This is a genomic window from Acinetobacter sp. YH12105, from assembly GCF_013419095.1.
GTDB lineage: Bacteria > Pseudomonadota > Gammaproteobacteria > Pseudomonadales > Moraxellaceae > Acinetobacter > Acinetobacter pseudolwoffii.
In genome coordinates this window covers 278842-301930 of record NZ_VPAU01000001.1, presented here as the reverse complement: position 1 = coordinate 301930, position 23089 = coordinate 278842, and the positions used below count along the sequence as shown (strand labels likewise).

Annotated in this window: 22 protein-coding genes; 13 read left to right on the top strand and 9 right to left on the bottom strand. The window is 43.7% G+C overall.

Annotation, left to right across the window (positions count from 1 at the left end; genetic code table 11):
- Window positions 1-559 precede the first annotated feature (559 nt).
- The 3 genes from FTU44_RS01560 (at window position 560) to FTU44_RS01550 (ending at window position 3357) form a co-directional block, all read left to right on the top strand.
- Complete coding sequence (locus tag FTU44_RS01560; RefSeq protein WP_180049240.1) at window positions 560-1882, top strand: NCS2 family permease; 1323 nt, start codon at window positions 560-562, stop codon at window positions 1880-1882.
- Between the two features lie 76 nt (window positions 1883-1958).
- Complete coding sequence (locus tag FTU44_RS01555) at window positions 1959-2960, top strand: adenosine deaminase (protein WP_180049238.1); 1002 nt, start codon at window positions 1959-1961, stop codon at window positions 2958-2960.
- Between the two features lie 52 nt (window positions 2961-3012).
- Complete coding sequence (locus FTU44_RS01550) at window positions 3013-3357, top strand: hypothetical protein (protein ID WP_179999915.1); 345 nt, start codon at window positions 3013-3015, stop codon at window positions 3355-3357.
- Window positions 3358-3414: 57 nt separating this feature from the next.
- Here the strand turns inward: FTU44_RS01550 and FTU44_RS01545 are convergent, their stop codons facing one another.
- Window positions 3415-3966 (bottom strand): cytochrome b, encoded by a 552-nt coding sequence (locus FTU44_RS01545; RefSeq protein WP_005170241.1) that lies wholly within the window; start codon window positions 3964-3966, stop codon window positions 3415-3417.
- Between the two features lie 220 nt (window positions 3967-4186).
- On the opposite strand from FTU44_RS01545, the gene FTU44_RS01540 reads away from it, so the two are divergent.
- Both FTU44_RS01540 and rnhB read left to right on the top strand, forming a co-directional pair.
- Window positions 4187-4558, top strand: a complete 372-nt coding sequence (locus FTU44_RS01540) for a hypothetical protein (protein ID WP_159138601.1) — start codon at window positions 4187-4189, stop codon at window positions 4556-4558.
- Between the two features lie 57 nt (window positions 4559-4615).
- Entirely contained in the window at window positions 4616-5209 is a 594-nt protein-coding gene (gene rnhB, locus FTU44_RS01535) for a ribonuclease HII (protein ID WP_005170243.1), read from the top strand.
- Between the two features lie 101 nt (window positions 5210-5310).
- Here rnhB and csrA read toward each other — a convergent pair whose 3' ends face one another.
- The 3 genes from csrA to alaS form a co-directional block, all read right to left on the bottom strand.
- Window positions 5311-5565 carry a carbon storage regulator CsrA gene (gene csrA / locus FTU44_RS01530; protein WP_005097444.1) on the bottom strand — a complete coding sequence of 85 codons (255 nt, stop codon included), beginning with the start codon at window positions 5563-5565 and terminating at the stop codon, window positions 5311-5313.
- A gap of 249 nt (window positions 5566-5814) precedes the next feature.
- Window positions 5815-7095 (bottom strand): aspartate kinase, encoded by a 1281-nt coding sequence (locus FTU44_RS01525; protein WP_005097443.1) that lies wholly within the window; start codon window positions 7093-7095, stop codon window positions 5815-5817.
- Window positions 7096-7159: 64 nt separating this feature from the next.
- Window positions 7160-9853: an alanine--tRNA ligase gene (gene alaS, locus FTU44_RS01520; protein ID WP_180049236.1), complete on the bottom strand. Its 2694-nt coding sequence runs from the start codon at window positions 9851-9853 to the stop codon at window positions 7160-7162.
- A gap of 390 nt (window positions 9854-10243) precedes the next feature.
- Here alaS and gap point away from each other — a divergent pair, with 390 nt between their 5' ends.
- Both gap and FTU44_RS01510 read left to right on the top strand, forming a co-directional pair.
- Window positions 10244-11266 carry a type I glyceraldehyde-3-phosphate dehydrogenase gene (gene gap / locus FTU44_RS01515; RefSeq protein ID WP_180049234.1) on the top strand — a complete coding sequence of 341 codons (1023 nt, stop codon included), beginning with the start codon at window positions 10244-10246 and terminating at the stop codon, window positions 11264-11266.
- A gap of 191 nt (window positions 11267-11457) precedes the next feature.
- On the top strand, window positions 11458-11754 hold the full coding sequence (locus FTU44_RS01510) for a hypothetical protein (RefSeq protein ID WP_005097440.1): 297 nt from the start codon (window positions 11458-11460) through the stop codon (window positions 11752-11754).
- 43 nt (window positions 11755-11797) lie between these two features.
- On the opposite strand, the gene FTU44_RS01505 is transcribed toward FTU44_RS01510, so the two are convergent.
- Together FTU44_RS01505 and FTU44_RS01500 are read right to left on the bottom strand one after the other, a co-directional pair.
- The gene (locus FTU44_RS01505; protein ID WP_005097439.1) at window positions 11798-12097 is read right to left on the bottom strand and encodes an AzlD family protein; all 300 of its coding nucleotides are present in this window, start codon (window positions 12095-12097) and stop codon (window positions 11798-11800) included.
- On the bottom strand, window positions 12094-12843 hold the full coding sequence (locus tag FTU44_RS01500; RefSeq protein ID WP_180049232.1) for an AzlC family ABC transporter permease: 750 nt from the start codon (window positions 12841-12843) through the stop codon (window positions 12094-12096). The genes FTU44_RS01505 and FTU44_RS01500 overlap by 4 nt, the downstream gene beginning before the upstream one ends.
- Window positions 12844-12990: 147 nt before the next feature.
- On the opposite strand from FTU44_RS01500, the gene FTU44_RS01495 reads away from it, so the two are divergent.
- The 5 genes from FTU44_RS01495 to FTU44_RS01475 all read left to right on the top strand — a co-directional run bounded on the left by FTU44_RS01495 (window position 12991) and on the right by FTU44_RS01475 (window position 17565).
- Window positions 12991-13446: an Lrp/AsnC family transcriptional regulator gene (locus FTU44_RS01495; RefSeq protein WP_004645552.1), complete on the top strand. Its 456-nt coding sequence runs from the start codon at window positions 12991-12993 to the stop codon at window positions 13444-13446.
- 208 nt (window positions 13447-13654) lie between these two features.
- Window positions 13655-14821 (top strand): ATP phosphoribosyltransferase regulatory subunit, encoded by a 1167-nt coding sequence (locus FTU44_RS01490; protein ID WP_005170256.1) that lies wholly within the window; start codon window positions 13655-13657, stop codon window positions 14819-14821.
- A gap of 71 nt (window positions 14822-14892) precedes the next feature.
- A complete protein-coding gene (locus FTU44_RS01485; protein WP_005097435.1) occupies window positions 14893-16212 on the top strand; it encodes an adenylosuccinate synthase in 1320 nt (439 codons plus the stop codon).
- Window positions 16213-16370: 158 nt separating this feature from the next.
- The gene (locus FTU44_RS01480; protein WP_074383295.1) at window positions 16371-16679 is read left to right on the top strand and encodes a hypothetical protein; all 309 of its coding nucleotides are present in this window, start codon (window positions 16371-16373) and stop codon (window positions 16677-16679) included.
- Window positions 16680-16791: 112 nt separating this feature from the next.
- Window positions 16792-17565, top strand: coding sequence for a M48 family metallopeptidase (locus FTU44_RS01475; RefSeq protein ID WP_005097433.1), 774 nt, complete (start codon window positions 16792-16794; stop codon window positions 17563-17565).
- Between the two features lie 154 nt (window positions 17566-17719).
- Here the strand turns inward: FTU44_RS01475 and slyD are convergent, their stop codons facing one another.
- From slyD to FTU44_RS01460, 3 genes are all read right to left on the bottom strand, one after another.
- Entirely contained in the window at window positions 17720-18202 is a 483-nt protein-coding gene (gene slyD / locus FTU44_RS01470) for a peptidylprolyl isomerase (protein WP_005097432.1), read from the bottom strand.
- A 136-nt stretch (window positions 18203-18338) separates the two neighbouring features.
- Window positions 18339-19625, bottom strand: a complete 1287-nt coding sequence (locus tag FTU44_RS01465; RefSeq protein WP_180049230.1) for an NAD(P)/FAD-dependent oxidoreductase — start codon at window positions 19623-19625, stop codon at window positions 18339-18341.
- 243 nt (window positions 19626-19868) lie between these two features.
- Window positions 19869-21182, bottom strand: coding sequence for a D-alanyl-D-alanine carboxypeptidase PBP6B (locus FTU44_RS01460; RefSeq protein WP_005170266.1), 1314 nt, complete (start codon window positions 21180-21182; stop codon window positions 19869-19871).
- A 175-nt stretch (window positions 21183-21357) separates the two neighbouring features.
- Between FTU44_RS01460 and FTU44_RS01455 the strand changes: the two genes are divergently transcribed.
- On the top strand, window positions 21358-23061 hold the full coding sequence (locus FTU44_RS01455) for a M61 family metallopeptidase (protein ID WP_180049228.1): 1704 nt from the start codon (window positions 21358-21360) through the stop codon (window positions 23059-23061).
- Window positions 23062-23089 lie beyond the last annotated feature (28 nt).

Below are 23089 nucleotides of genomic sequence, written 5' to 3'. Positions count from 1 at the left end.
GTGTATTAGGATTCTGCGTGCATAAACAGGCAGAAATCAGAAAATACGAAAAAATCCGTCATGTCTTGAATGAAGCGCGTGACTCCAGCAAATTGTTAGACTCTAATCGGCATCGACATTAACACATGCATCAATTTTCTTTTTTTTCAATTTAGCGTAATTAATAAAATTAACTCAATAATAAATATAATAAAATATTAAAAATATTCGAATTAAATAGATTGATTTTAAATAAAGTATAAAATCAAAGAAGCAATCAGAAATCAATGTGTTATAATTTGCCACCTATAAAGATGAAGCAAACTTCATCTTTCTAAGCATTTGATTTATATCATTAAATAGAGCTGCATAAAAGTTATGCAGCTTTTTTGTTTAGATTTTTTGGGGTTTTTATAGCATAGCCCTGGGGCTGTAAGCTGTTCAAACATTTGAACCCGTCAAATGGCTATACTGGCATATTCGTTGCTAACACATCCTCAAAATAAATGAATTTTTTGTGAAATTTCATTTATTTGACGGCGTGCTTGAAGCATAAAGTTTACTCAATAGGGGCTAGGTCATGACGACTCCTAATCCATCTTCAGAAAATATGCTTGAACGTCTGTTTAAACTGAGTGAAAACAAAACCAGTTTCCGTACAGAAGTTCTGGCTGGTGTAACTACATTCTTAACCATGTGTTACATCATTATTGTCAATCCAATGATCTTGTCCGAAACAGGGATGGATCATGGGGCTGTCTTTGTAGCAACCTGTCTTGCAGCTGCGATTGGCTGTTTAGTCATGGGCCTGATTGCGAATTATCCAATTGCGCTGGCACCAGGCATGGGCTTAAATGCCTTCTTTACCTATTCTGTATGTCTGGGAATGGGGGTGCCTTGGCAAACCGCCTTGGGTGCAGTTTTTATTTCAGGTCTGGTCTTTATTGCCATTAGCCTGTTTAAAATACGTGAAGCCATTGTCAATGCAATTCCAATGTCGCTCAAGCTCGCGATTGGTGGTGGTATTGGCTTGTTCCTGGCATTGGTTGCACTGAAAAATGCCGGAATTATTGTGGATAATCCAGCCACACTGGTGGGCTTGGGTGATCTGAAACAACCTTCTGTATTATTAGCACTTTTTGGCTTTTTGTTGGTTGTGGTAATGCACCAGTTTAAAGTCCGTGGTGCGATTATCATCAGTATTCTGGTGGTGACTGCCATTGCAACGGCACTAGGTTATAACGAATTCCAGGGTGTAGTGGGTCATATTCCATCGCTGGCTCCAACATTCATGCAAATGGATTTTGAAGGCCTCTTTACTGCCAGTTTAATTGGGGTGATTTTTGTTTTCTTCCTGGTCGATCTGTTTGACTCTACCGGGACGTTGGTCGGTGTTTCGCATCGTGCAGGTCTGTTAAAAGACGGGAAATTACCACGTTTGAAGAAAGCCTTATTTGCTGACTCATCAGCGATTGTTGCTGGTGCGGCACTGGGTACTTCTTCAACTACGCCTTATATTGAATCTTCTGCGGGTGTGGCAGCAGGTGGTCGTACCGGTCTAACCGCCGTGGTGGTTGGATTGCTGTTTATTGCCTGTTTATTCCTGGCACCGCTTGCACAATCAGTTCCGAGTTTTGCCACTGCGCCAGCATTGTTATTTGTTGGTGTGTTGATGATTCAGGGTATCGTCCATATTGACTGGGAAGATATTACTGAGGCAGTACCGGCATTTTTAACCATCGTATTTATGCCATTTACCTATTCGATTGCGGATGGTATTGCGATGGGCTTTATCAGCTATGCACTGATCAAGTTGTTGACTGGTAAGGCTGCGACTGTACCGTATATGGTCTGGATTATTGCTGTTCTATGGACGCTTAAATTCGCACTATTTGGTGGCTAATTTTTCTACATTCAGAAAGGGTGTAAACTGAGTTTGCGCCCTTTTTTATTATTTAAAGGTTTCACGAGGAGAAGTGATGAACCGTCTTGAGTTGATTCGCGCTTTGCCAAAAGCCGAGCTTCATGTTCATATTGAAGGCACTTTTGAGCCTGAGCTAATGTTTGCAATCGCTCAGCGTAATCAGATTGCCATCCCGTATAAATCTGTCGAGGAAGTTAAGCAGGCTTATAATTTCCATAATCTTCAGTCCTTCCTGGATATTTATTATGCCGGGGCCAATGTACTGATCCATGAACAGGACTTTTATGACCTGGCTTGGGCCTATTTTGAAAAATGTGCCGAAGACAATGTGGTGCATACAGAAATGTTCTTCGATCCGCAAACGCATACCGACCGTGGAATTGCTTTTGCGACCGTCATCAATGGCCTGCAAAAAGCCTGCGATGATGCCAAGGCCAAGCTTGGAATCAGCTCACATTTGATCATGTGTTTCCTGCGTCATTTAAGTGAAGAGGCGGCCTTTGAAGCGCTGGAGCAGGCATTGCCCTATAAAGACCAGATTATTGCGATTGGTCTGGATTCAAGTGAAGTCGGGCATCCACCTTCTAAATTTGAACGTGTCTTTGCCAAAGCGCGTGAAGCAGGGTTCTTGGTCGTAGCACATGCGGGCGAAGAAGGCCCGGCAGAATATGTCTGGGAAGCTCTGGATTTACTGAAAGTTAATCGTATTGATCATGGGGTGCGTTCAGAAGAAGATTCTGAGTTAATGCAACGGTTGATTCGCGAAAAAATGCCCTTAACGGTGTGCCCGCTGTCAAATCTGAAGCTTTGTGTGGTCGAGGATATGCAGCAGCATAATATCCGTCGTCTCTTGCAGCAGGGTGTCCATGTTACAGTCAACTCAGATGATCCATCCTATTTTGGTGGCTATATGAATGACAACTTTATTGCCATTGCTGAAGCGCTAGACTTGAGTAACGAGGAATTAAAGCAGTTGGCAACGCACTCCTTTGAAGCGTCGTTTATTCCAGAGGCTGAAAAAGAGAAATGGATCAACCAGATCCGTGCCTTGGTTTAAGTTTTTACAAAAGGCAGAGTTCGCTCTGCCTTTATCATTTTTATAGGCCAATATGAAATTGAAAAGTTTACTTCTGATCCTCAGCATATTGTTGATTTCTGCCTGTTCTAGTGCGGATATGACATTGACACAGCGTACTTTAAAACCTTTGATTGAATATCAATGCAGTAAAGAGCTGCAAAATTCCAAAGTTTGGAAAGTTTCGACCTACTTAATGCAGGACACCAGTAAAGTTGAACTTGAGAAAAATGTGTGTTCATGTGTGGGTGAGCATGCGTTAAAAGATGTGCCTGCCAAAACTTTGTTACAAGCCACAGTTGATGAAACAGCCAAAAAAGAACTGACGCAAAAAGCGATTGCAAACAGTCTCAGAAGTTGTCTCAAGGAATTTATTTAATGAAACAGCCTGCAAGCACAGACTGAGAACATTATTTAGCCCATATTAATGGTCTAATTATTTATCCTGTTGGGTCATACTTTTTAATACATGATCTTTATCGATAAAATGATGTTTAAAGGCTGCGGCAATATGGCCAACCAGTAGAACGCCGACTGCCCAGGAAAGCCAGATATGCAAGGGCTTAACAATAGCGGTCACAGCCGAGTTTTCGGCAATGAGGGGTGGCAGGTTAAATAAATACAGCACCGGTGCTGGATAACCCAAACTCCAGCTATACAAACAACCTGTAAGGGGTAGGGCAATCAGCATGAAATACAGCGCCAGATGACCAGCATGTGCCAACGTTTTCATCCGCGGTGACATACTCTCAGGCAGTGACGGCGCCGGATGGGTATAGCGCCAGAAAATTCGAACAACGAGCAGGAAAATAATGGTGGTTGCAATATTTTTATGCAGTGAAATCACATCACCCTTAAAGCTGCCATCAACCTCATAACTTAAAAAATTACCACTATAAAAACCGATGAGCCAGGCCGCAATAAAAATAACCGCCATGATCCAATGCAGCCATTGCGCTGTTCGTGTGTAATACAGTGATTTATTCATCTAGATATTCCGTTGCTCTTCAATAAGGCCGAACCTTAGCAAAGGGTGAATCAATTCAGCAATTCCAAATCTGCAACGCTATGGTGGCTTTCATGCAACATCTATTAAATTGGTTGGCTGTAGATTAAACATGCTTAGTGATTTTTAGATTTCTTATTCAGGTGAATTTCGGCACAATAGCGACAGTCTTCATCTATGAATGAAAATAAGGAATATATCTGTGAAAAAATTATTGGCTGTACTTGCGCCACTGACTCTGGTTTTATCAGCGTGTACAGCGACAGGCACTTCTGATGCGCCAAGTACCACTCAACAACTGGGCGGCACTGCGCTTAAAATCGCGATCAATGCAAAATGCACCACTGAACTGAATAATATTCCAGCGTGGCAAACGGCAACACGTCTAATGACCACAACACAAAAGCAAAATATCCAGTCTGAAATTTGTGGCTGTGTCAGCGAAAAAGCACCGCAAAATGTGACAGCGGTTGATTTGGCGACTGCTGCGATTGATCCGGTGGCACGTACCACAATCGTGGGCAATGTGGTTGCAAAAACCATTAACGCTTGTGTGGCTGAAGCTGTAAACTAAGCCAGGATTAAATTAAAATAGGCTGACAGGTTCAGCCTATTTTTTATGGGAAATGACATGAAAATTGCTGGTGTAGATGAAGCAGGGCGTGGACCGCTGGTCGGTTCAGTGGTGGCGGCCGCGGTAATTTTAGATCCAAATAACCCGATTGAAGGTTTAAATGACTCTAAAAAACTGACTGAAAAGAAACGTGAAAAACTTTTTATCGAAATTCAGGAAAAAGCGCTGGCTTGGGCAATTGCTGAGGCGTCAGCAGCAGAAATTGATGAGCATAATATTCTGCAGGCATCCTTACTGGCAATGCGCCGTGCTGTAGAAGCTTTAGCGATTCAACCTGAGCATGTGCTGGTCGATGGCAATAAAGTCCCTCAGGGACTAACGATGAGCTGTGACGCGATCATTGGTGGCGATGCTTTGCATGCAGAAATTTCTGCTGCCAGTATTCTGGCCAAAGTTACCCGTGATCATCAAATGATTGAGATGGATCTAAAGCATCCACAATTTGGTTTTGCCAAGCACAAGGGCTATCCAACCAAAGCACATTTTGAAGCGATTGCCTTGCATGGGGTGATTGATGAGCACCGTCGTAGTTTTGGGCCGGTAAAAAAGGTAGTTGCAGCATTGCTGGAACAGCAGGGCGCAGAACTTTAATTCTTATTTAATTTAAAGGTTCTGAATATTGAAATGTGTATTCATTAAAGTATAGATCAATTAAAAGCGGCTTCAAAGCCGCTTTATGATTTACACAAAAATTAACGGTTAAAGTTATTTTGTGTTTGGTTTTCATCTTCATACGAAGGTTGGAAATCCTGATCGATATGCTGAAGATGTTCATGCATTGCACGTTCATGCTGGATACGCTGGTAAATCTCTTCACGGTGCACAGAGACTTCTTTCGGAGCATTGACCCCAATACGAACCTGATTACCTTTTACACCAAGCACAGTCACGCTGACTTGGTCTCCAATCATTAAAGTTTCCCCGACACGTCGAGTCAAAATCAGCATGTTTCTCTCCTTGCAAAATGCAAAACCTGCAATCTATTGAATATAAAACAAAAACACAACCAAAAATTAAAAAATAAAATCTGGATAGAAATTCTGTCATCTGGGTGAAAGATTTTAATCTATCTCAGTTTTTCAAAAATCCTCAGGCTTAATATAACAGAGCCACTATAAAAAAAACTATAGTGGCTCTGAATTTTTGTAGAGATTTATAGAATACTGTCAAACAATGACAATATTTTGTCATTCCTCTTAAGCGCGTACGCTTGATTCACCTTGTTCGCGGTCTAGACCGAAGGCGGTATGCAGTGAACGAACTGCAAGTTCCAGATAGTTTTCTTCAATAATCACTGAAATTTTGATTTCAGAAGTAGAGATCATCAGGATGTTAATACCTTCAGCTGCCAGTGCGGTAAACATTTTGCTTGCAACACCTGCATGTGAACGCATGCCTACACCGACGATAGAAACTTTTACGATATCTGAACGGGTAGCGACTTCACGTGCACCAATTTCCTGAGCGGTTGCTTCGAGAATGGCTTTGGCCTTGTTCAATTCGCTGCGGTTGACTGTAAAAGTAAAATCAGTCGTACCATCTTCTTCAACGTTCTGGATAATCATATCCACTTCAACATTGGCATCACCAATCGGGCACAAAATTTTAGAGGCGATGCCCGGTTCATCAGGTACACCTAAAATCGTTAATTTTGCTTCGTCACGGTTAAATGCGATACCGGAGATAATTGGCTGTTCCATATTGTCTTCCAATTCAGTCGTAATAAGTGTACCCACGTTTTGCTTAAATTCTTCGTCGAATGCGCCATCATTGTCATTGTCGAAGCTGGATAATACGCGTAAAGGTACTTGATATTTACCGGCAAATTCAACTGCACGAATTTGCAGGACTTTTGAACCCAGTGACGCCATTTCAAGCATTTCTTCAAAGGAAATACGGTCAACTTTCTTGGCTTTGGGTGCAACACGTGGATCAGTGGTATATACGCCATCAACGTCTGTATAAATCTGGCATTCATCGGCTTTTAGTGCAGCAGCAATCGCGACACCTGAAGTATCAGAACCGCCGCGGCCTAAAGTGGTGGTATTGCCATGCTCGTCAAAACCCTGGAAACCTGCAACTACAAGTACACGGCCAGCATCCAGATTCGAGTTCAGGACTTCAGTATCAATTGATTCGATACGTGCCTTATTGAATGAGCTGTCGGTTTTCATGCCAACCTGGCGACCTGTCAGTGATTTTGCTTCAACGCCAATAGAGTTGAGCGCCATCGCTAACATAGAAATCGTAACCTGCTCACCCGTAGAGACCATCTGGTCTAGTTCACGTGGGTCAGGGGTTTCGGTAATGGCTTTCGCGAGAGCAAGCAGACGATTGGTTTCGCCACTCATCGCTGATACAACCACAACCACCTTGTGGCCATGGTCATGCCAGCGTTTCACACGACGAGCAACATTTAAAATGCGCTCGGGAGTACCCATAGAGGTACCGCCATATTTTTGAACGATTAGTGCCATAGTTGTTCCATATAAGCCATGACCCTGATAGTCCTATCAGGGTCAGTTACACAAAATTGAAGTTTTATTTTGCTGCCAGCCAGGCAGTTAAATCTGCCATCACCGGAGCAAACTTCTCGTTAAGTGGCGCGCCACCTTGTGCCAAGTCAGGTTTACCACCACCTTTACCACCCAGCTCAGTTGCCAGATGTTTGATGATGTCACCCGCTTTTATAGATGCAGTAAAGTCTTTTGCTACAGATGCGATCAAGCTCACCTTGTCACCCTCTACACCTGCAAGCACAATGACTGCATTTTCTAATTTTGATTTCACACCGTCATGCAGGTTGCGTAGTGCTTTCGCATCCATATTTTCAACGGTTGTAATCAAGGTTGCACGACCTGCAATGGTTTGAACTTGGCTTAGAAGTTCACCGGCTTGCAGGCTAGCAAGTTTCTGATTCAGTTGTTCGATCTGTTTTTGCAAGCTCGATGCAGTATCAACTAACGCTTCAACTTTTTCTAAAGTCTGGTCTTTTTGCGCTTTGAGCAAACCGTTAATCGTATTGATGTCACGATCGGCTTTTTGTGCAACTTCAACTGCTTTAGTGCCTGTCACTGCTTCAATACGACGTATACCTGCTGCAACACCACCTTCAGAAATGATCTTGAACAGACCGATGTCACCGGTACGTTTTACGTGAATACCACCGCAAAGCTCGATGGAGAAATTTTTCTCTTCAATCACTGAACCCATCGACAATACACGGACTTCGTCACCGTATTTTTCGCCGAACAGCATCATCGCGCCTTTGGCTTTGGCAGATTCAATATCCAGCAGTTCAGTAGACACCGCAGTATTGGCAATTACTTCAGCATTGACCAGACGTTCAATTTCTTGCAGCTGTTCAAAGCTAACCGGTTGATCATTGGCAAAGTCAAAACGTAACACATCAGATGCGACCAATGAACCCTTTTGTTGTACATGTGAGCCCAGAATTTGACGCAGCGCAGCATGTAACAAGTGAGTCGCAGAGTGGTTGCGCACAGTTGCTGCACGGATGTCTGCTTTCACAGTCGCTTCAACAGATTGGGTTGCTTTTAAGCTACCCATGGTCACGATGCCTTGGTGTACAAATGCACCACCAGATTTTTTCGTGTCCTGAACTTCGAAAATCCCGGTATCGTTTTTGAAAATCCCTGTATCACCGATTTGACCACCGCTTTCTGCATAGAAAGGAGTCTGGTTGAGTACGATTAAAGCTTCGTCGCCTTCAACGACTTCATCTACTTGCTCGCCATCTTTATAGATTGCGATGATTTGGCCTTCGCCTGCAGTTGCATCATAACCATCAAATTGAGTTTCGCCTTCAACTTTGACAACACTGTTGTAGTCGATTGCGAATTTGCCTGCATCACGCGCACGTTGACGCTGTGCTGCCATTTCAACTTCAAAGCCAGCTTCATCAATCGTTAATTCACGTTCACGTGCGATATCCGCAGTTAAGTCCGTCGGGAAACCGTAAGTGTCGTAAAGTTTGAAAACCACTTCACCCGGAATCACAGAACCTTTTAACTGTGCCAATTCGCCTTCAAGCAATTTCAAACCTTGCTCAAGTGTTTTGGCAAATTGTTCTTCTTCTTTGAGCAGTTGAGCTTCGATACGTGCTTGTTGTGCTGCAAGTTCTGGATATGCTTCGCCCATCACTTCGATCAGTGGCTGCAACATTTTATGGAAGAATGAACCGGTCGCACCCAGTTTGTTACCGTGACGCACTGCACGGCGGATGATACGACGCAGTACATAACCACGACCTTCATTTGATGGATTTACGCCATCAGCAATCAGGAATGAACATGAACGGGCATGGTCAGCAACCACTTTCAATGAAGCAGGGTACTGAACTGGTGTGCCTTTTTCAGCCGCTTCAGCTTCAAGTGCAGTGGTGTCTAGACCAATGATCTCAGCCGCAGCTTTAAGTAAATGCTGGAATAAATCGATTTCGTAGTTTGAGTTGACGTGCTGTAAAACAGCAGAAATACGCTCCAAGCCCATACCAGTATCTACAGAAGGCGCTGGAAGAGGGTGAAGTACGCCATCACTCGTGCGGTTAAACTGCATGAAAACGTTGTTCCAGATTTCAATGAAACGGTCGCCATCTTCTTCAGGTGTGCCCGGCAGGCCACCCCAGATGTGATCGCCATGGTCAAAGAAAATTTCAGAACATGGACCGCAAGGACCGGTGTCGCCCATCGCCCAGAAGTTATCTGATGCGTATTGACCACCTTTGTTGTCACCAATACGGATAATGCGAGATGCATCTAGGCCGATTTCTTTGTTCCAGATGTCGAATGCTTCGTCATCGGTATGATAAACAGTGGCATAAAGCTTATCTTTAGGTAGCGCTAGCCAGTCATCGCCCGTCAAAAAATCCCAGGCAAATTTGATCGCATCACGTTTGAAGTAATCACCAAACGAGAAGTTTCCTAACATTTCAAAGAAGGTATGGTGACGCGCGGTATAACCGACATTATCCAAGTCGTTGTGTTTACCACCTGCGCGTACGCATTTTTGTGATGATACGGCACGGACATAATCGCGTTTTTCTAGACCTAAGAAGCAATCTTTAAACTGGTTCATACCCGCATTGGTGAACAGTAAAGTTGGATCATTGGCGGGTACTAGTGAACTCGACGCGACACGTGTATGCCCTTGCGATTCAAAGTAACGCAAAAATGCTTCACGAATTTCAGCTGATGTCATAAAACGAGTACTCACAACCAAGTCACTCCATAATTTCCGATTTGGCTAAAACACCACAGTCTGACAAGCACATGAGAGCTCTGCTGCAATGCGGGGGCTTAAAAATTTAAAACGCCAAATTATAACGGAAAAAGCGGTATGCACCAATCATTTTAAAACCAATTGTTAAGGAATTATTGACTCGGGTTTAGTGCTGAATTCATAAAATGAATCTTCTATTCAGAACAATTTGGTTATATCCATCTATTTACACAGCATCAGAATTTTAAAAGATCTGAATACTGGGCGATGTATCAGAAATAAAATAATCGAAAATCAATATTTTCACTGAAGTTTTTCATGTACTGCGCAAGAAATCCTTTAACATAGAGGAGTTTTAAAATAGGCATATAAAAGGTTGAGTTCATGCAACGAGTGGCAATCAATGGATTTGGGCGTATTGGACGTAATGTATTGCGTGCCTGGTTTGAAAATCCGAAAGATTTTAAATTTGAAATCGTTGCCATTAACGATATTGCTGATGTTGAAACCTTAATTCATCTGTTTAAATATGACTCAACCCATGGCCGTTTTCCGGGACAGGTAGACGTCAGCTATGATGCCGAACATATTTATCTGCATCTCAGCTATCAGGATGCCAGCTTAAAAGTTCAGGTTTTGTGTGAAGCCAACCCGGCGCAGCTTCCTTGGCAAAAACTTGAAGTAGATGTAGTGCTGGAATGTACCGGGCTGTTCCGTTCCCGTGAAGCTGCGACCCAGCATATTGAGGCAGGGGCGAAACGGGTGATTATTGGCGCAGCACCCTTTGATACTGTCGATGCTGCGATTGTGTATGGTGTCAATCATCACGAAGTTAAAGCCACCGACCAGATCATTTCCAGTGTGTCCTGTACCACTCAGGCCCTGGTACCGCTGGTCAAAATTCTCGATGATGCTTTTGGCATCAGCAGTGCGTTAATGACCGAAATCCATGCGGTGACCGCAGATCAATCTGTGCTGGATCAGGCGCATCGCGATTTGCGTCGTGCACGGGCAGCAGGACACAATATTATTCCCACCACATCCAGTGCGCTGGGTGCATTAAAGCGGGTTATGCCAAAAATGGAAGATCGGATTGACGGTTATTCAATTCGGGTGCCGACCATTAATGTCGCAGCAATTGACCTGACCTTTGTTTCCCAGTCACCGATTACCGATCACAAACTGAATGAAGTGTTAATTAAGGCGGCGCGACAGGATTTTGCAGAAATCATGTCAGTAACGGATGAACCTTTGGTGTCGAGTGATTTTAATCATTCCCCTTATTCCTTGATCGTTGACCTGACCCAAACCCTAGTGGTGGGACAACAGGCCAAGGTCTTTGCCTGGTATGACAATGAATGGGGTTATGCCAACCGCTTGCTGGATTTATGTGAATCTTTTCATTAAGTTTGACTTTGCTAAGCCTGAAAAGTGCCGATATACGGTGCTTTTTTTGCTTTAAACATTCTTGATATGCGTTGTTTTAATAGAATTTGCGCGTAATTGATCGAAAAGCAGCGTGAGTGCTTGAATTATTTGCATCATCTGCATGATTTTTCGTTAAGATAAAGCCAATAAAATGAAATAAGAGCAAGCATATGATGTTGGTTTGGGGATTTATTATACTGCTCACATTGGCAGTGATTTTTCTAATCTGGCTGCAGTTCAATCAGAATGATGGTTCAGGTGTCGTGGAGGGCGTGCCGGTAGAAGAGAAAGTCGCGCATCTGGAAGAAAATTTAAAAAAGACCCTGGAAATTATGCAGGACTTGGCTAAAAAAATGCATGTACAGCAGGAAGTGCTGGATCAGACCACAATCAAACTGCAGCAGGTCGAGTTGCAAAATGCAGAGCTGGTCAGCCTGCTCACCAAGGTCGTAGACCCACAGAAATAAACAGAATCCCTTTAGAAATCATATCAAGAATTCTGTTTGAGGGCTAGACGAGAAGAGTTCTTAAGACGGCTGCAGACACCATGCTGATGGCAACTGTGGGGAGCAAGCCAAAACGCGTAGCGGCAAACAGAGTTAAAGCCAAAGCGATCAGATCTGCAGGGTTGTCGCGTACAAAATACGGTGCGATGACTGAAATCAGGACACAGCCGGGCACAACGTCCATGATTTTACGCTGACGTTGTGTCAGCGTTTTATTTTTTAATAAGACATAGCCCAGAATCCGGGTCAGATAGGTGGTTGCCGCAATCAGCAGGATGGCCAGCAATGTACTCATCTCAATCATGCTTCCTCCTCACCAATCAAGAAAAAAGCAGACACAATGCCGGCTAGGGCACCTATCGGCACATACCAGCCAGCAGGCAAATATAAATAAGCCAGAGCAGCACAGATCAGGCTCACTAGCCATGGCCGGGCTGCATTCAAGCCTTTCCACATGCTTCGCATCAACACAAGAAATACAGCAGGAAAGGCCATATCAAAGCCCCAGCGGTTGATATCGCCTAAAACAGGTCCAAGCATCGCGCCCAGTGTGGTAAAACCGACCCACATCAGATAAAGACAGAAACATAAACCGGCATAGTAGGGCATGCTAAAAGCAGCCCGATAACCCTGCTGGGCCTGCTTTCTTTGCGCATCCGCCAGACTTAAGGCCCAGCTTTCATCAACCATAAAAAACAGGGCCGGCAATACTTTGCGATTCGGGAGATGTTTTAAATACGGGACTAGGCTGGCACCCATCAGCAAATGCCGGCTATTCACCAAAAAGGTAATAAACAGCAGCATGAACAAATTGGGTGGACTGGTCCAGACTTCCAAAATGGCAAATTCAGAACCGCCGGCAAAATTGAGTCCAGTCAGCAAAGGCACTTCCAGCACACTGAAATTTTTCTGAATCGCAGTCGCACCTAGCACCAAAGCAAAGGGAATAATTCCTAAAAGCATAGGAATAGAATCTTTCATGCCACGTTGAAATTCGCTGAAATCTGTATGTGCGAGCGCGGGCGTGCTGCTTTGTCTGAGCAAAAGCATGTCAGTGACCTGAGGACTTTAATATTGAGCCGTATTTTATAGCGATAATCAGGCTATTTGCTGTTGTAGTGCATGCAATTTAAATTTGATTTGGAATTAAATTGCGCTAAATTGGCTTCAAGGAGTTTTAAATACTAAAGTAACAAGATGGATCAAATTGATAAACGCATTTTGCATGAACTGCAAAAGAACGGAAAATTGCAAAATAATGAACTGGCTCAATTAATTGGCTTGTCGCCGTCCCCCTGTTTAAGAAGAGTCAAGCAACTGGAAGATGATGGGGTCATTGAGCAGTATGTCGCCTTACTCAATCCGCAAAAAGTCAATCTGGCGATGAGTGTATTTGCACGGGTTTGGCTTAAATCTCAAGAAGCCGCCGTGGTCGATCAATTTGTTGAAGCCATCAAGGAGATGCCGGAAGTGGTGGAATGCCAGTTAATGGCGGGAGATTGTGATTTCTTTTTAAGAATTGTGGTGGCCGATCTGGATGCCTATCGTAAATTTCAGATTCATCATTTGACTCAAATTCCCTGCATCCAAAGTGTAAAAACCGAAATTCCATTGCAAACGGTAAAAAGTACCACCGCATTGCCATTGGTCTAAAATGATTTTTTGTTTATAGCGCGTGTTGGTCATACACGATAAAACGCTGATAGTTGACGCAATTGTGGCTCATTGCATAAGAGAGTAAAAATTATAAAATTTTGCGATGCACAGCCAAAACTATCGTGTTAGACTAGGAGAAATCGGGTGTGCTCCCGATTTTTTTATGCGGATTCGTTCCGCGCTGACAAGAATTTAGGTTTACAACATGCCCATTTCAGAGACATGGTTATTACCTGATGGTGTAGCTGATGTATTACCAGAACAAGCGCAAGTCATTGAAAGTTTGCGCCGTAAATCACTGGATTTCCTTGCATCTCGAGGTTATCAGTTGGTGTACACGCCATTCATTGAATACATCGAATCTCTCTCTTCTCTCTCAGAATCGAATCAAGATTTAGACTTAGCCACTTTTAAAGTCATCGATCAGCTTTCTGGTCGTTTGCTTGGTGTGCGTGCCGATATGACACCACAAGTGGCGCGTATTGATGCACATGTACATCCAGTGGAAGGTGTGGCGCGTTACTGCTATGCAGGTACCGTTCTGCATACCAAACCACGCGGTTTTAATACCTCGCGTGCACCTTTGCAGTTAGGCGCCGAACTGTTTGGTTCAGACAGCATCGATGCCGATGTGGAAATGGTCGATTTAATGATCAGTCTGATTCAGGAAACAGGTCTGGCAGACGGAATCCATCTGGACTTGGGTCATGTCGGCTTATTCCGCAGTCTGGTGGCTCAAGCAGGTTTGAACAAAGTTGCTGAACGTAAACTGTCTGATTTATACCAACGTAAGGCTTTGCCAGAGTTGGAAGAATTTACGGCAGAACTGAAATTTGGTCAGGACTTTTATGCACTGGGCCGCTATGCCAGCGATCTGGACGCATTACAGGCAAATTTAAGTGCTGAAGTGTTGGCGAATCCAGCCTTCAAGCAAGCTTTTGATGCATTACAAATTACCAAAGATCAGGTTCAAGCCCGTTGGCCAAACTTGAGTATTGGGATTGATGTGGTTGAATTGCGTTCATACCATTATCATACTGGTCTGATGTATGCAGTCTATGCACCGAATCGTGCAGCAGCACTGGCACAAGGCGGTCGTTATGATGGCATTGGTGAACATTTCGGTCGTGCGCGTCCTGCCACAGGTTTCTCTTGTGACTTATATGCGTTAAGCGCAGGTCAGTTTGACGCTGTACACGTGGTAGTTGCACCTAAAGGTGTCGATGCAGAACTTCTGAATGCGATTCAGAGTATTCGAGCACAAGGCTTAAGTGTAATTCAGTTACTCGGTAATGATGATTTAAACTCAATTCCATATGCGACGCACCAGCTGGTGAACGTAGATGGTGAGTGGACAGTCAAAACGATTTAAATTGCTTGGCTCAGTGTTCATGTCACTGAGCGGGGCTTTCAACTTTAACAGCATGATGCAATGAGGCTATTATGGGCAAGAATGTTGTGGTACTTGGTACCCAATGGGGCGACGAAGGTAAAGGTAAAATCGTCGACCTGCTCACAGATCAAGCGGCAGCGGTCGTTCGTTATCAAGGCGGACATAACGCAGGTCACACTCTGGTGGTGGGTGGTAAGAAAACTGTCTTACACCTCATTCCATCTGGTATTTTACGTGAAAACGTATTGTGCTTAATTGGTAACGGTGTTGTTCTTTCTCCTGAAGCGCTCATCAAAGAGATGGACATTCTTGAAAAAGAAGGCGTTCCTGTTAAAGAGCGTTTACGTATTTCTCCAAACTGTCCACTGATCCTTCCAAACCACATCGCACTGGACCAAGCACGTGAGAAAAAACGTGGTAATGCGAAGATTGGTACAACAGGTCGTGGTATCGGTCCTGCATACGAAGACAAAGTGGCGCGTCGTGCAATCCGTGTTGCTGATCTGGTACGTGGTGGTGAACATCTTACTGCCCAGTTAACTGAGCTTCTGGATTACCATAACTTCCAGCTTACTCAATACTATGGTGTTGAAGCAGTTAAGCTAGAAGACGTACTGGCACTTTGCGACGAATGGCGTAAGGTTGTTGCGCCGTTGGTTGTAGACGTAACAACTGAACTGCATAACTACCGTAAAAACGGTGACAACATCATGTTTGAAGGCGCGCAAGGTTCACTTCTTGACGTTGACCATGGTACATACCCGTATGTGACATCTTCAAACACCACTGCTGGTGGCGTAAGCTCAGGTTCAGGTCTGGGTCCTTTGCACCTTGATTATGTACTGGGTATCACCAAAGCCTATACTACTCGTGTCGGTGCAGGCCCATTCCCAACGGAATTGGTTTATGACGCTGCAAACGATGTGGGTGATGCGGTTGGTAAACACCTTGGTACCATTGGTAATGAATTTGGTGCGTCTACTGGCCGTCAACGTCGTTGTGGCTGGTTCGATGCTGAAATTCTACGTCGTTCAGTAGATGTAAACTCACTGTCTGGTATTTGCCTGACTAAACTTGATGTTCTTGATGGTTTAGAAGAAGTGAAAATCTGTGTCGGTTATGAAGCTGCAGATTCTGGTTGTGTCGGTTCTTCTGATGCGCTTGCATTCGAAACTTTAAAACCAATTTACGAAACAATGCCAGGTTGGTCTGAGTCAACTTTCGGTGCAAAATCGCTGGATCAGTTGCCACAAGCTGCATTGAACTATGTAAAACGTCTTGAGCAACTGATTGAATGTCCAATCGACATCATTTCAACCGGTCCAGACCGTGAAGAAACTATCGTTCTTCGCCACCCGTTCGATGCTTGATCTTCATTTGGTTAAAGCTTGAATGATAAAACCCATCTCCGGATGGGTTTTTTATATCCAAAAACTATAAATTTGGCTCAAGACTAAAGTTGCATCGGTGCTGTGACAAAATGTGCTTTAACATAGCCGTATATAAAGAAAGAAAAATGAGCGAAAGGATGCAAAAAAATATATCGGCGACCATGTTTTATTCATTGTTGTTCGCCATGGGCGGGGCACCCACCATCGCTATGATGATTATTCGCGCACAAACTCAAAATCCTGAGATTATTTATAATGCACTGGTCGGCCTGAGTGTCATTATTGCCTGTGTGCTGGTGCCTGTTATTTTATTGCAAAACGCCTATTTATTTTTTAAACGTAAAGATGAAATTCTGGAACAAAAAATAAAACCCTTAAGCCAGGTTTATCTGGGCTTGAACATTATCTGTCTGATTTATTGGTTGGCGATACAGTACTTGGCTTAAAAATTACAGAATTTATAAGAAGATGGAGTAATTAAGCGTTTAGCTCCTGTATGCTTTCACTTATAATTTTTACAATGTAAATTAAGCTTGGGCTAAGGTAGAGTTGATTATAATGAAGAATAAATTTTTATTGGGTATGGCGGCTGCCGCAGCCGTGACATTGTCGGGTTGTACCACTATTGCGGATATTGCCGGGGCTGATTCTGCGACCTTAAATGCATCTGCGACACAAAGCTATAATGCCATGGTCACTGATGCCAGAAATAAAGGTCAACTGGACACCAGTTCAGCGACCTATAAACGTATTAATACCGTATTTAACCGTTTAAAGCCGATTGCGAACCAAATGAACCAGACTGGTACAGCATTCCAGTGGCAATTGGCTGTGCTCAAGTCCGATCAGGTTAATGCCTTTGTTGCACCGGGTGGTAAAGTGGTATTTTATACCGGTATTGTGAATAAGCTGAATCTGACCGATGCTGAAATTGCAGCAATTATGGGTCATGAAATGGTACATGCCTTAGAAGAGCATTCTAAGCAGAAAATTGGTGCTCAGGCGCTCACCGACCTGGCTTTAGGCATTGGTCTGAATGCAGCTGGTGTGGGCCAGGGTGGCGCAGCAGCAGCGCAATTAGGAAGTCAGATCGGGATTGGCTTGCCATACTCGCGTAATCTGGAAAGCCGTGCTGACCAGGGGGGCTTGATGCTAATGGCACGTGCAGGTTATAACCCGAATGCAGCGATTACCTTGTGGGAAAAAATGAACAAACTCGGTGGCAGCAATGGCGCAACTTTCCTGTCTACGCATCCATCGAACAGCCAGCGTATTGGACAAATGCGTCAACAGTTACCAGCAGCCATGCAGATTTATAATCAACGCAAATAATCCAGCGATTATTCTCTAAAGGGATCTCTTGATTGGATTGAAACAGCAGGGCCATGGTCCTGCTTTTTTATTCTCCATTTTAAAATGAATATTTTGGCGGCAATAAAAAAGGCAAAGTTTTCACTTTGCCTTTTTTACACTCGATCAGAAGATCTTAGTGCTGGTGACCACCTGCACCGTGTACATGACCGTGATCTAATTCTTCTTGAGAAGCTTCACGAATCGATACAATTTCAACTTCGAAAGTCAGGTCTTGACCAGCAAGCGGGAAGTTCGCATCTACAACAACATTATCGCCTTCAACTGCTTTAACAGTTACGATTTGCACGCCGTCATCAGTTTGAGCTTGGAACTGCATACCTGCTTGAATGTTGTCTACGCCTTGGAACATTTGCGCAGGAACTTCTTGTACAAGGTCAGGGTTATATTCGCCATAACCTTCAGCAGCAGGAACATTAACAGTGAATTTTTCACCCACAGTTTTGCCTTCTAACGCGTTTTCTAAACCTGGGATGATGTTACCTGCACCGTGCAAATAGGCAAGTGGTTCACCTTGAGATTGGTCGAGAGTTTCACCCTCTGCGTTAGTCAATGTGTAGTGGAAAGAAACCACGAGGTTATTTGCAATAGCAGTCATGTGAATTGATCCATTCAATTTTTTAAGGGTACATCATAAAGTGAAATTGCATTTTTGTAGACTAAAATTAGCAAAAAAACGCAATTTGACAATTTTATTGACGATTTTTTCATTGATTGGGCCAAATTCTGGAATTTCAATGCAATTTAAGCTTTGGAGAAATTTTTCGTGTAACTAAATCTTTTGCAGTCAAAATACCGGCATGGGCATAACCATGAATGGTCGCCTGATGAATCCGGTATAAAGAGACATACATGGTTTTGGCGACAAAGCCTTGCACATTGACCTGACCCAGCAATTCCCCCACAGCTTTATTCTGACTTAAGGAAATCAGGGAGCCTTTGTCAGAAAACTTAAACATTGGCAAATAGCTATCTCCATTGACATGGGCTTTTAAAGCATTGGCCAGAAAGCTGGCTTGCTGGCTGGCCACTTGAGCTCGTGGGCCCAAGACGGGTTGATCTGCTGCGGGCTGGCAATGCGCACAATCACCAAATGCAAAAATACTTGGATCAGATTTGGTTTGCAGCGTGGCATAAACTTTGAGCCGATGAATATGGTCTTTTTCCATGTCGTCGAGTTGTGCCAAGACTTCCGGCGCTTTGATCCCTGCGGCCCAGACTTTGATTTCAGCATCCAGACTGGAACCATCGGCAAAATAAATCTTGTCTTCATCGACCTTGGCCACTCGATGACTGGTCAAGACTTCAATACCGAACTGTTCTAACTGTTTCATGGTATTTGCAGCAACTTTAGGCGAGAGTGCAGTCAGAATACGATCCGCGGCTTCAATCAAGGTGATTTTGACTTTGTTGGGATCGACCTTGTTTAAGCCATATTGAAAGAAATTCTGTTTGGCTTCTACCAGCTCCGCTGCCAGTTCTACCCCAGTCGCACCGGCACCAATAATAGCAATATTCAGCTCACGGCTTGAAGTCTCATGTTGAGCATTTAAATACAGGTGCAGCAGATCCTGCTGAAAGATATCTGCCTGCTGACGGCTGTCGAGAAAATGACAGAACTGTTTGACCCCTTCGGTATTAAAGTCATTTGAGGTTGAACCTAAAGCCAGTACCAGTGTGTCATAGCCAATACGCTGATTTTTCTTGGGCTCACTTTTTTTAGAGAAATATTCTGTTTCGACGATGATCTGTTTCGCTTCGCGATCCAGACCGGTGAATGTCCCCAAAACAAACTCATAATGATGCGCGGCAGAATGGGCAAAATAATTGGTTTCTTGCTGATGTGGATTTAAGGTACCTGCGGCGACTTCATGTAGCAGCGGTTTCCAGAGATGTGTCAGTTTTTGATCAATCAAAATAATCTGGGCTTTGCCGTTTTTACCCAGGCTATCACCCAGTTGTGTCGCCAGTTCCAGACCACCAGCGCCACCACCCACAATCACGATTTTATGTACTGTCATGCGTTCTTAACCTGTTTATTTTTTTAATAAAAATAAGAGAAATAGAGAGAAAATATACTATGGCATGTGCTAAATCGCGTCTTGATTAAAATTGTTATACACATTACAAAACGTAGCAATTCTGTGAGAGCGGGTAATAATTGCTGCGTTCCGGGCAGGGTGCCTCATTTGGGATAGATCATGAATCAGCTAGAAGGTTATATCAACGCTTCTAGCTTAAAGAATTACTTGATATTGAGAGGATTATTGATCTAGAGGATACAGTTTTACGCCGGGTGTTGAGTCTGAAAAGAAACTGAATAAACCTTGCAGCCAGCTAAAGAACTTCTGCAACGGGTTGGCTTCTTCAATTTCGACATGATCTTCAATTTGAATGGTGCGAATTAACTGATTATTTTGATAAATCTGAATCGTGGCCAAAGGCATCATGCTGGCTAAAGGCGCAATGAGTTCAGATGCCTTCATTTCAACATTGATATGGGTCTGGGTTTCTTGAAGTGGCTCGATACTTTTTAAAGCGCCATCACCTGTATTTAGCATGACACGCTGATGCGCCTGATCAAACTGATTCAGGTCAATGCTATAGCTCTGATCATAAAGCGAGGTAGTAATAATCTGCGGCTGCTTGGTTTGCACTTTAAACATTTTTAAAGTGGATTTAATCACAGGCAACTCAGCCAACAGTTGCTGATCTTTGATCGCGACTTCATTGCGGGTATAGGTATAAGCCAGATTCATCAGTTTATGCGATATCTCAGCGCGCTTTGTGGCGCTTTTAGTGCCTAGCACTACCACAATCAGACGGCGCTTCGGCATTTCAAAGTCTGCTGTAACACGATTGGCTGTCAGCGCCAGGTTATAACCGGCCGCACGGGTAAAACCGGTTTTTAAACCATCTACGCTTGGGTCGACCTGAAGTACACGGTTGGTGGCACGATGGAAATGCTGGTTATAAGTGAAACTTGGCTGTTTGGAATAATACAGATAATCCGGGGTTTCATTCACCACCGCCATAGAGAGTCGGGCCAAATCGGCAGCAGTCGAATAATGCTCGGGCATGGTAATGCCGGCCGGATTCTGGAAATTGCTATGCTGCATGCCCAGTGCTTTGGCTTCCTGATTCATCCGTTCTACAAACTGGGGAACACTCCCCGAGATTTTCTCAGCCAGCGTCAACGCTGCATCATTGGCAGACATGATAATCAAACCCGCCAGAAGCTGATCGACTGTAATCAGATCACCTTCTTTCAGATACATCTGTGACTCATCCCACATGACATTTTTAACCACAGATGTGGCAGTTAAAACTTCATTTTTATCTAATTTTCCGGCCTCAATTTCCTTTAAGGCAATATAAGCCACCATCATTTTGGTCAGCGAAGCCGGCGCACGTTGCACATCGGCATTGTGTTCTGCAATGACTTGACCAGACTGTGAATCCAGAATAGTCCAGGCTTCAGCTTCAACGCTTTCAGGCAGAATATTGAGTAAGGCAGCATGTGAAAATGCAGAAATAAATAAGCTGAATACCGCAATCAGTGAGATGATGTATTTCAAGGATGTTCCTTAATAACCCGTCGGGCGTTGAACGATTAAATTTTCAGGCATGCTATGCCTTTTTTATACAGATAGCTAGTCGTAAATGTAGACAAATAAGACAGCTAAACCATCTTGGCTTAAAAAATGCTAAGCTAAGCTATACCTCATTTATTTTCATTTTATATCGCCCATTATGTTGCATTATCAAATCGAATTTGACGATTATCGTCAGCACCTTATTCACGTGACTGTTCGCTTTCTGGCAGACCCGACGCAGATCTTATCATTACCGACCTGGATTCCGGGAAGTTATTTGATTCGAGAGTTTTCCAAACACATTGAGGCGGTCAAAGCTTATGATGAAGATGGACGTCAACTGCAAATCCAGAAATTTGAAAAGAACAAATGGCGTTTATTCAATACCGATCATGAGCTGATTACGGTTGAATATGATGTCTATGCCTACGACCTGTCTGTTCGTGGGGCATATGTGGATCAAAACCGTCTCTATGTCAACCCGGCCTGTGCATGCTTGGGGCTAGAAGGTCAGGAAAATAAAGAGATTGAATTAGAAATCTTCCTGCCAGATGAGTTAAAGCATTTCCAACTGGCAACCGGCATGCAATCCAAAAGTCTGGTCAAGGGCCGTTTCACCCTGAAAGCCAAAAACTATGCTGAATTGATTGATGCACCGTTTGAACTGGCAGAGCAAACCCGTTTCAGTTTTGAAGCGAATGGTATTCCGCATGAGTTTGTGGTGTCCGGCAAGCATGCGATGAATGCAGCACGTATGCAGCAGGACATTGAGAAAATCTGTAGCACAGAAATCTCCATGTTCGGTTCAGCGCCATTTGCCGACTATACCTTTATGACCATGGCAACAGGGAATAGTTATGGTGGTCTGGAACATCCAAACTCGACCAGCCTGATTTCACCGCGCGATGACTTGCCGAAGGCCAATGAGCCTGAAGAACCTTCCAAAGATTATCAGCGTTTCCTCGGCCTATGTAGCCATGAATATTTCCATTCCTGGCTGGTAAAATTTATTCGTCCGGAAAATTTTGTCAATTATGATTTAAACCGTGAAGGCTATACGTCTTTGCTGTGGATCTTTGAAGGCTTCACTTCTTATTATGATGATTTGATTTTGCTACGCAGTGGCGTGATTAACCAGGAATCATATATTGCTTTATTAAAAGTGCAGATTGATCGTTACTTGCAGAATCCGGGTCGTGCGATTCAGTCGGTGTCTGAATCCAGTTTTGATGCCTGGGTGAAATTCTACCGTCAGGATGAAAACTCGAATAATGCCGGCACCAGCTATTACAACAAAGGTTGTTTGGTTGCATTGTGCCTAGACTTAGGTTTGCGTTTACGCGGTTCAAGTCTGGATGCCTTGATGCGCCGTTTGTATGAAAATGCGCAAAAGGGTGTTCAGGTACATGAACGTACCATCTTTGAATTATGCAAAGAATTGACCGGTGATGATTGGTCAGAGCAGATTAATCACTTGATTAATACCACAGATGAATTGCCACTGGATCAGTTATTACCTGAGTTTGGTATCGGTTATAACCTGAAAAATGACAAGTCATTGCCTTTTGGTTTAAAACTGGTAGATAAGCCGGAAGGTGTACTGGTTCAGTCGGCGCGTCGTGATAGTACTGCTGTAGTAGCTGGCCTTTCTGCCAATGATGTGATTATTGCCATTGATGGTTTAAAAGCAACGACGAAATTAATGGAAAGTTATGCAAAACAGGAAGGTGTTTATACCATGCATGCTTTCCGTCGCGATGAGCTAATGAGTTTTGACGTTCAGGCAGGCGGTTCTGAACTGACCGAAGTTGAACTGAAAATTGAAGATCAAGCCAAAGCTGAACAATGGTTGAAAGCCTGATTAAGAGTGACTCACTTAAACGACCGGT

Coding starts and splice junctions, on each gene's coding strand:
- rnhB (WP_005170243.1), top strand. CDS start 4,616: ATGAAAATTGCTGGTGTAGATGAAGCAGGGCGTGGACCGCTGGTCGGT.
- FTU44_RS01485 (WP_005097435.1), top strand. CDS start 14,893: ATGGGCAAGAATGTTGTGGTACTTGGTACCCAATGGGGCGACGAAGGT.
- FTU44_RS01480 (WP_074383295.1), top strand. CDS start 16,371: ATGCAAAAAAATATATCGGCGACCATGTTTTATTCATTGTTGTTCGCC.
- FTU44_RS01550 (WP_179999915.1), top strand. CDS start 3,013: ATGAAATTGAAAAGTTTACTTCTGATCCTCAGCATATTGTTGATTTCT.
- csrA (WP_005097444.1), bottom strand. CDS start 5,565: ATGCTGATTTTGACTCGACGTGTCGGGGAAACTTTAATGATTGGAGAC.
- FTU44_RS01505 (WP_005097439.1), bottom strand. CDS start 12,097: ATGATTGAGATGAGTACATTGCTGGCCATCCTGCTGATTGCGGCAACC.
- FTU44_RS01510 (WP_005097440.1), top strand. CDS start 11,458: ATGATGTTGGTTTGGGGATTTATTATACTGCTCACATTGGCAGTGATT.
- FTU44_RS01555 (WP_180049238.1), top strand. CDS start 1,959: ATGAACCGTCTTGAGTTGATTCGCGCTTTGCCAAAAGCCGAGCTTCAT.
- FTU44_RS01475 (WP_005097433.1), top strand. CDS start 16,792: ATGAAGAATAAATTTTTATTGGGTATGGCGGCTGCCGCAGCCGTGACA.
- FTU44_RS01500 (WP_180049232.1), bottom strand. CDS start 12,843: ATGCTTTTGCTCAGACAAAGCAGCACGCCCGCGCTCGCACATACAGAT.
- FTU44_RS01455 (WP_180049228.1), top strand. CDS start 21,358: ATGTTGCATTATCAAATCGAATTTGACGATTATCGTCAGCACCTTATT.
- FTU44_RS01545 (WP_005170241.1), bottom strand. CDS start 3,966: ATGAATAAATCACTGTATTACACACGAACAGCGCAATGGCTGCATTGG.
- FTU44_RS01560 (WP_180049240.1), top strand. CDS start 560: ATGACGACTCCTAATCCATCTTCAGAAAATATGCTTGAACGTCTGTTT.
- gap (WP_180049234.1), top strand. CDS start 10,244: ATGCAACGAGTGGCAATCAATGGATTTGGGCGTATTGGACGTAATGTA.
- FTU44_RS01525 (WP_005097443.1), bottom strand. CDS start 7,095: ATGGCACTAATCGTTCAAAAATATGGCGGTACCTCTATGGGTACTCCC.
- slyD (WP_005097432.1), bottom strand. CDS start 18,202: ATGACTGCTATTGCAAATAACCTCGTGGTTTCTTTCCACTACACATTG.
- FTU44_RS01465 (WP_180049230.1), bottom strand. CDS start 19,625: ATGACAGTACATAAAATCGTGATTGTGGGTGGTGGCGCTGGTGGTCTG.
- FTU44_RS01490 (WP_005170256.1), top strand. CDS start 13,655: ATGCCCATTTCAGAGACATGGTTATTACCTGATGGTGTAGCTGATGTA.
- FTU44_RS01495 (WP_004645552.1), top strand. CDS start 12,991: ATGGATCAAATTGATAAACGCATTTTGCATGAACTGCAAAAGAACGGA.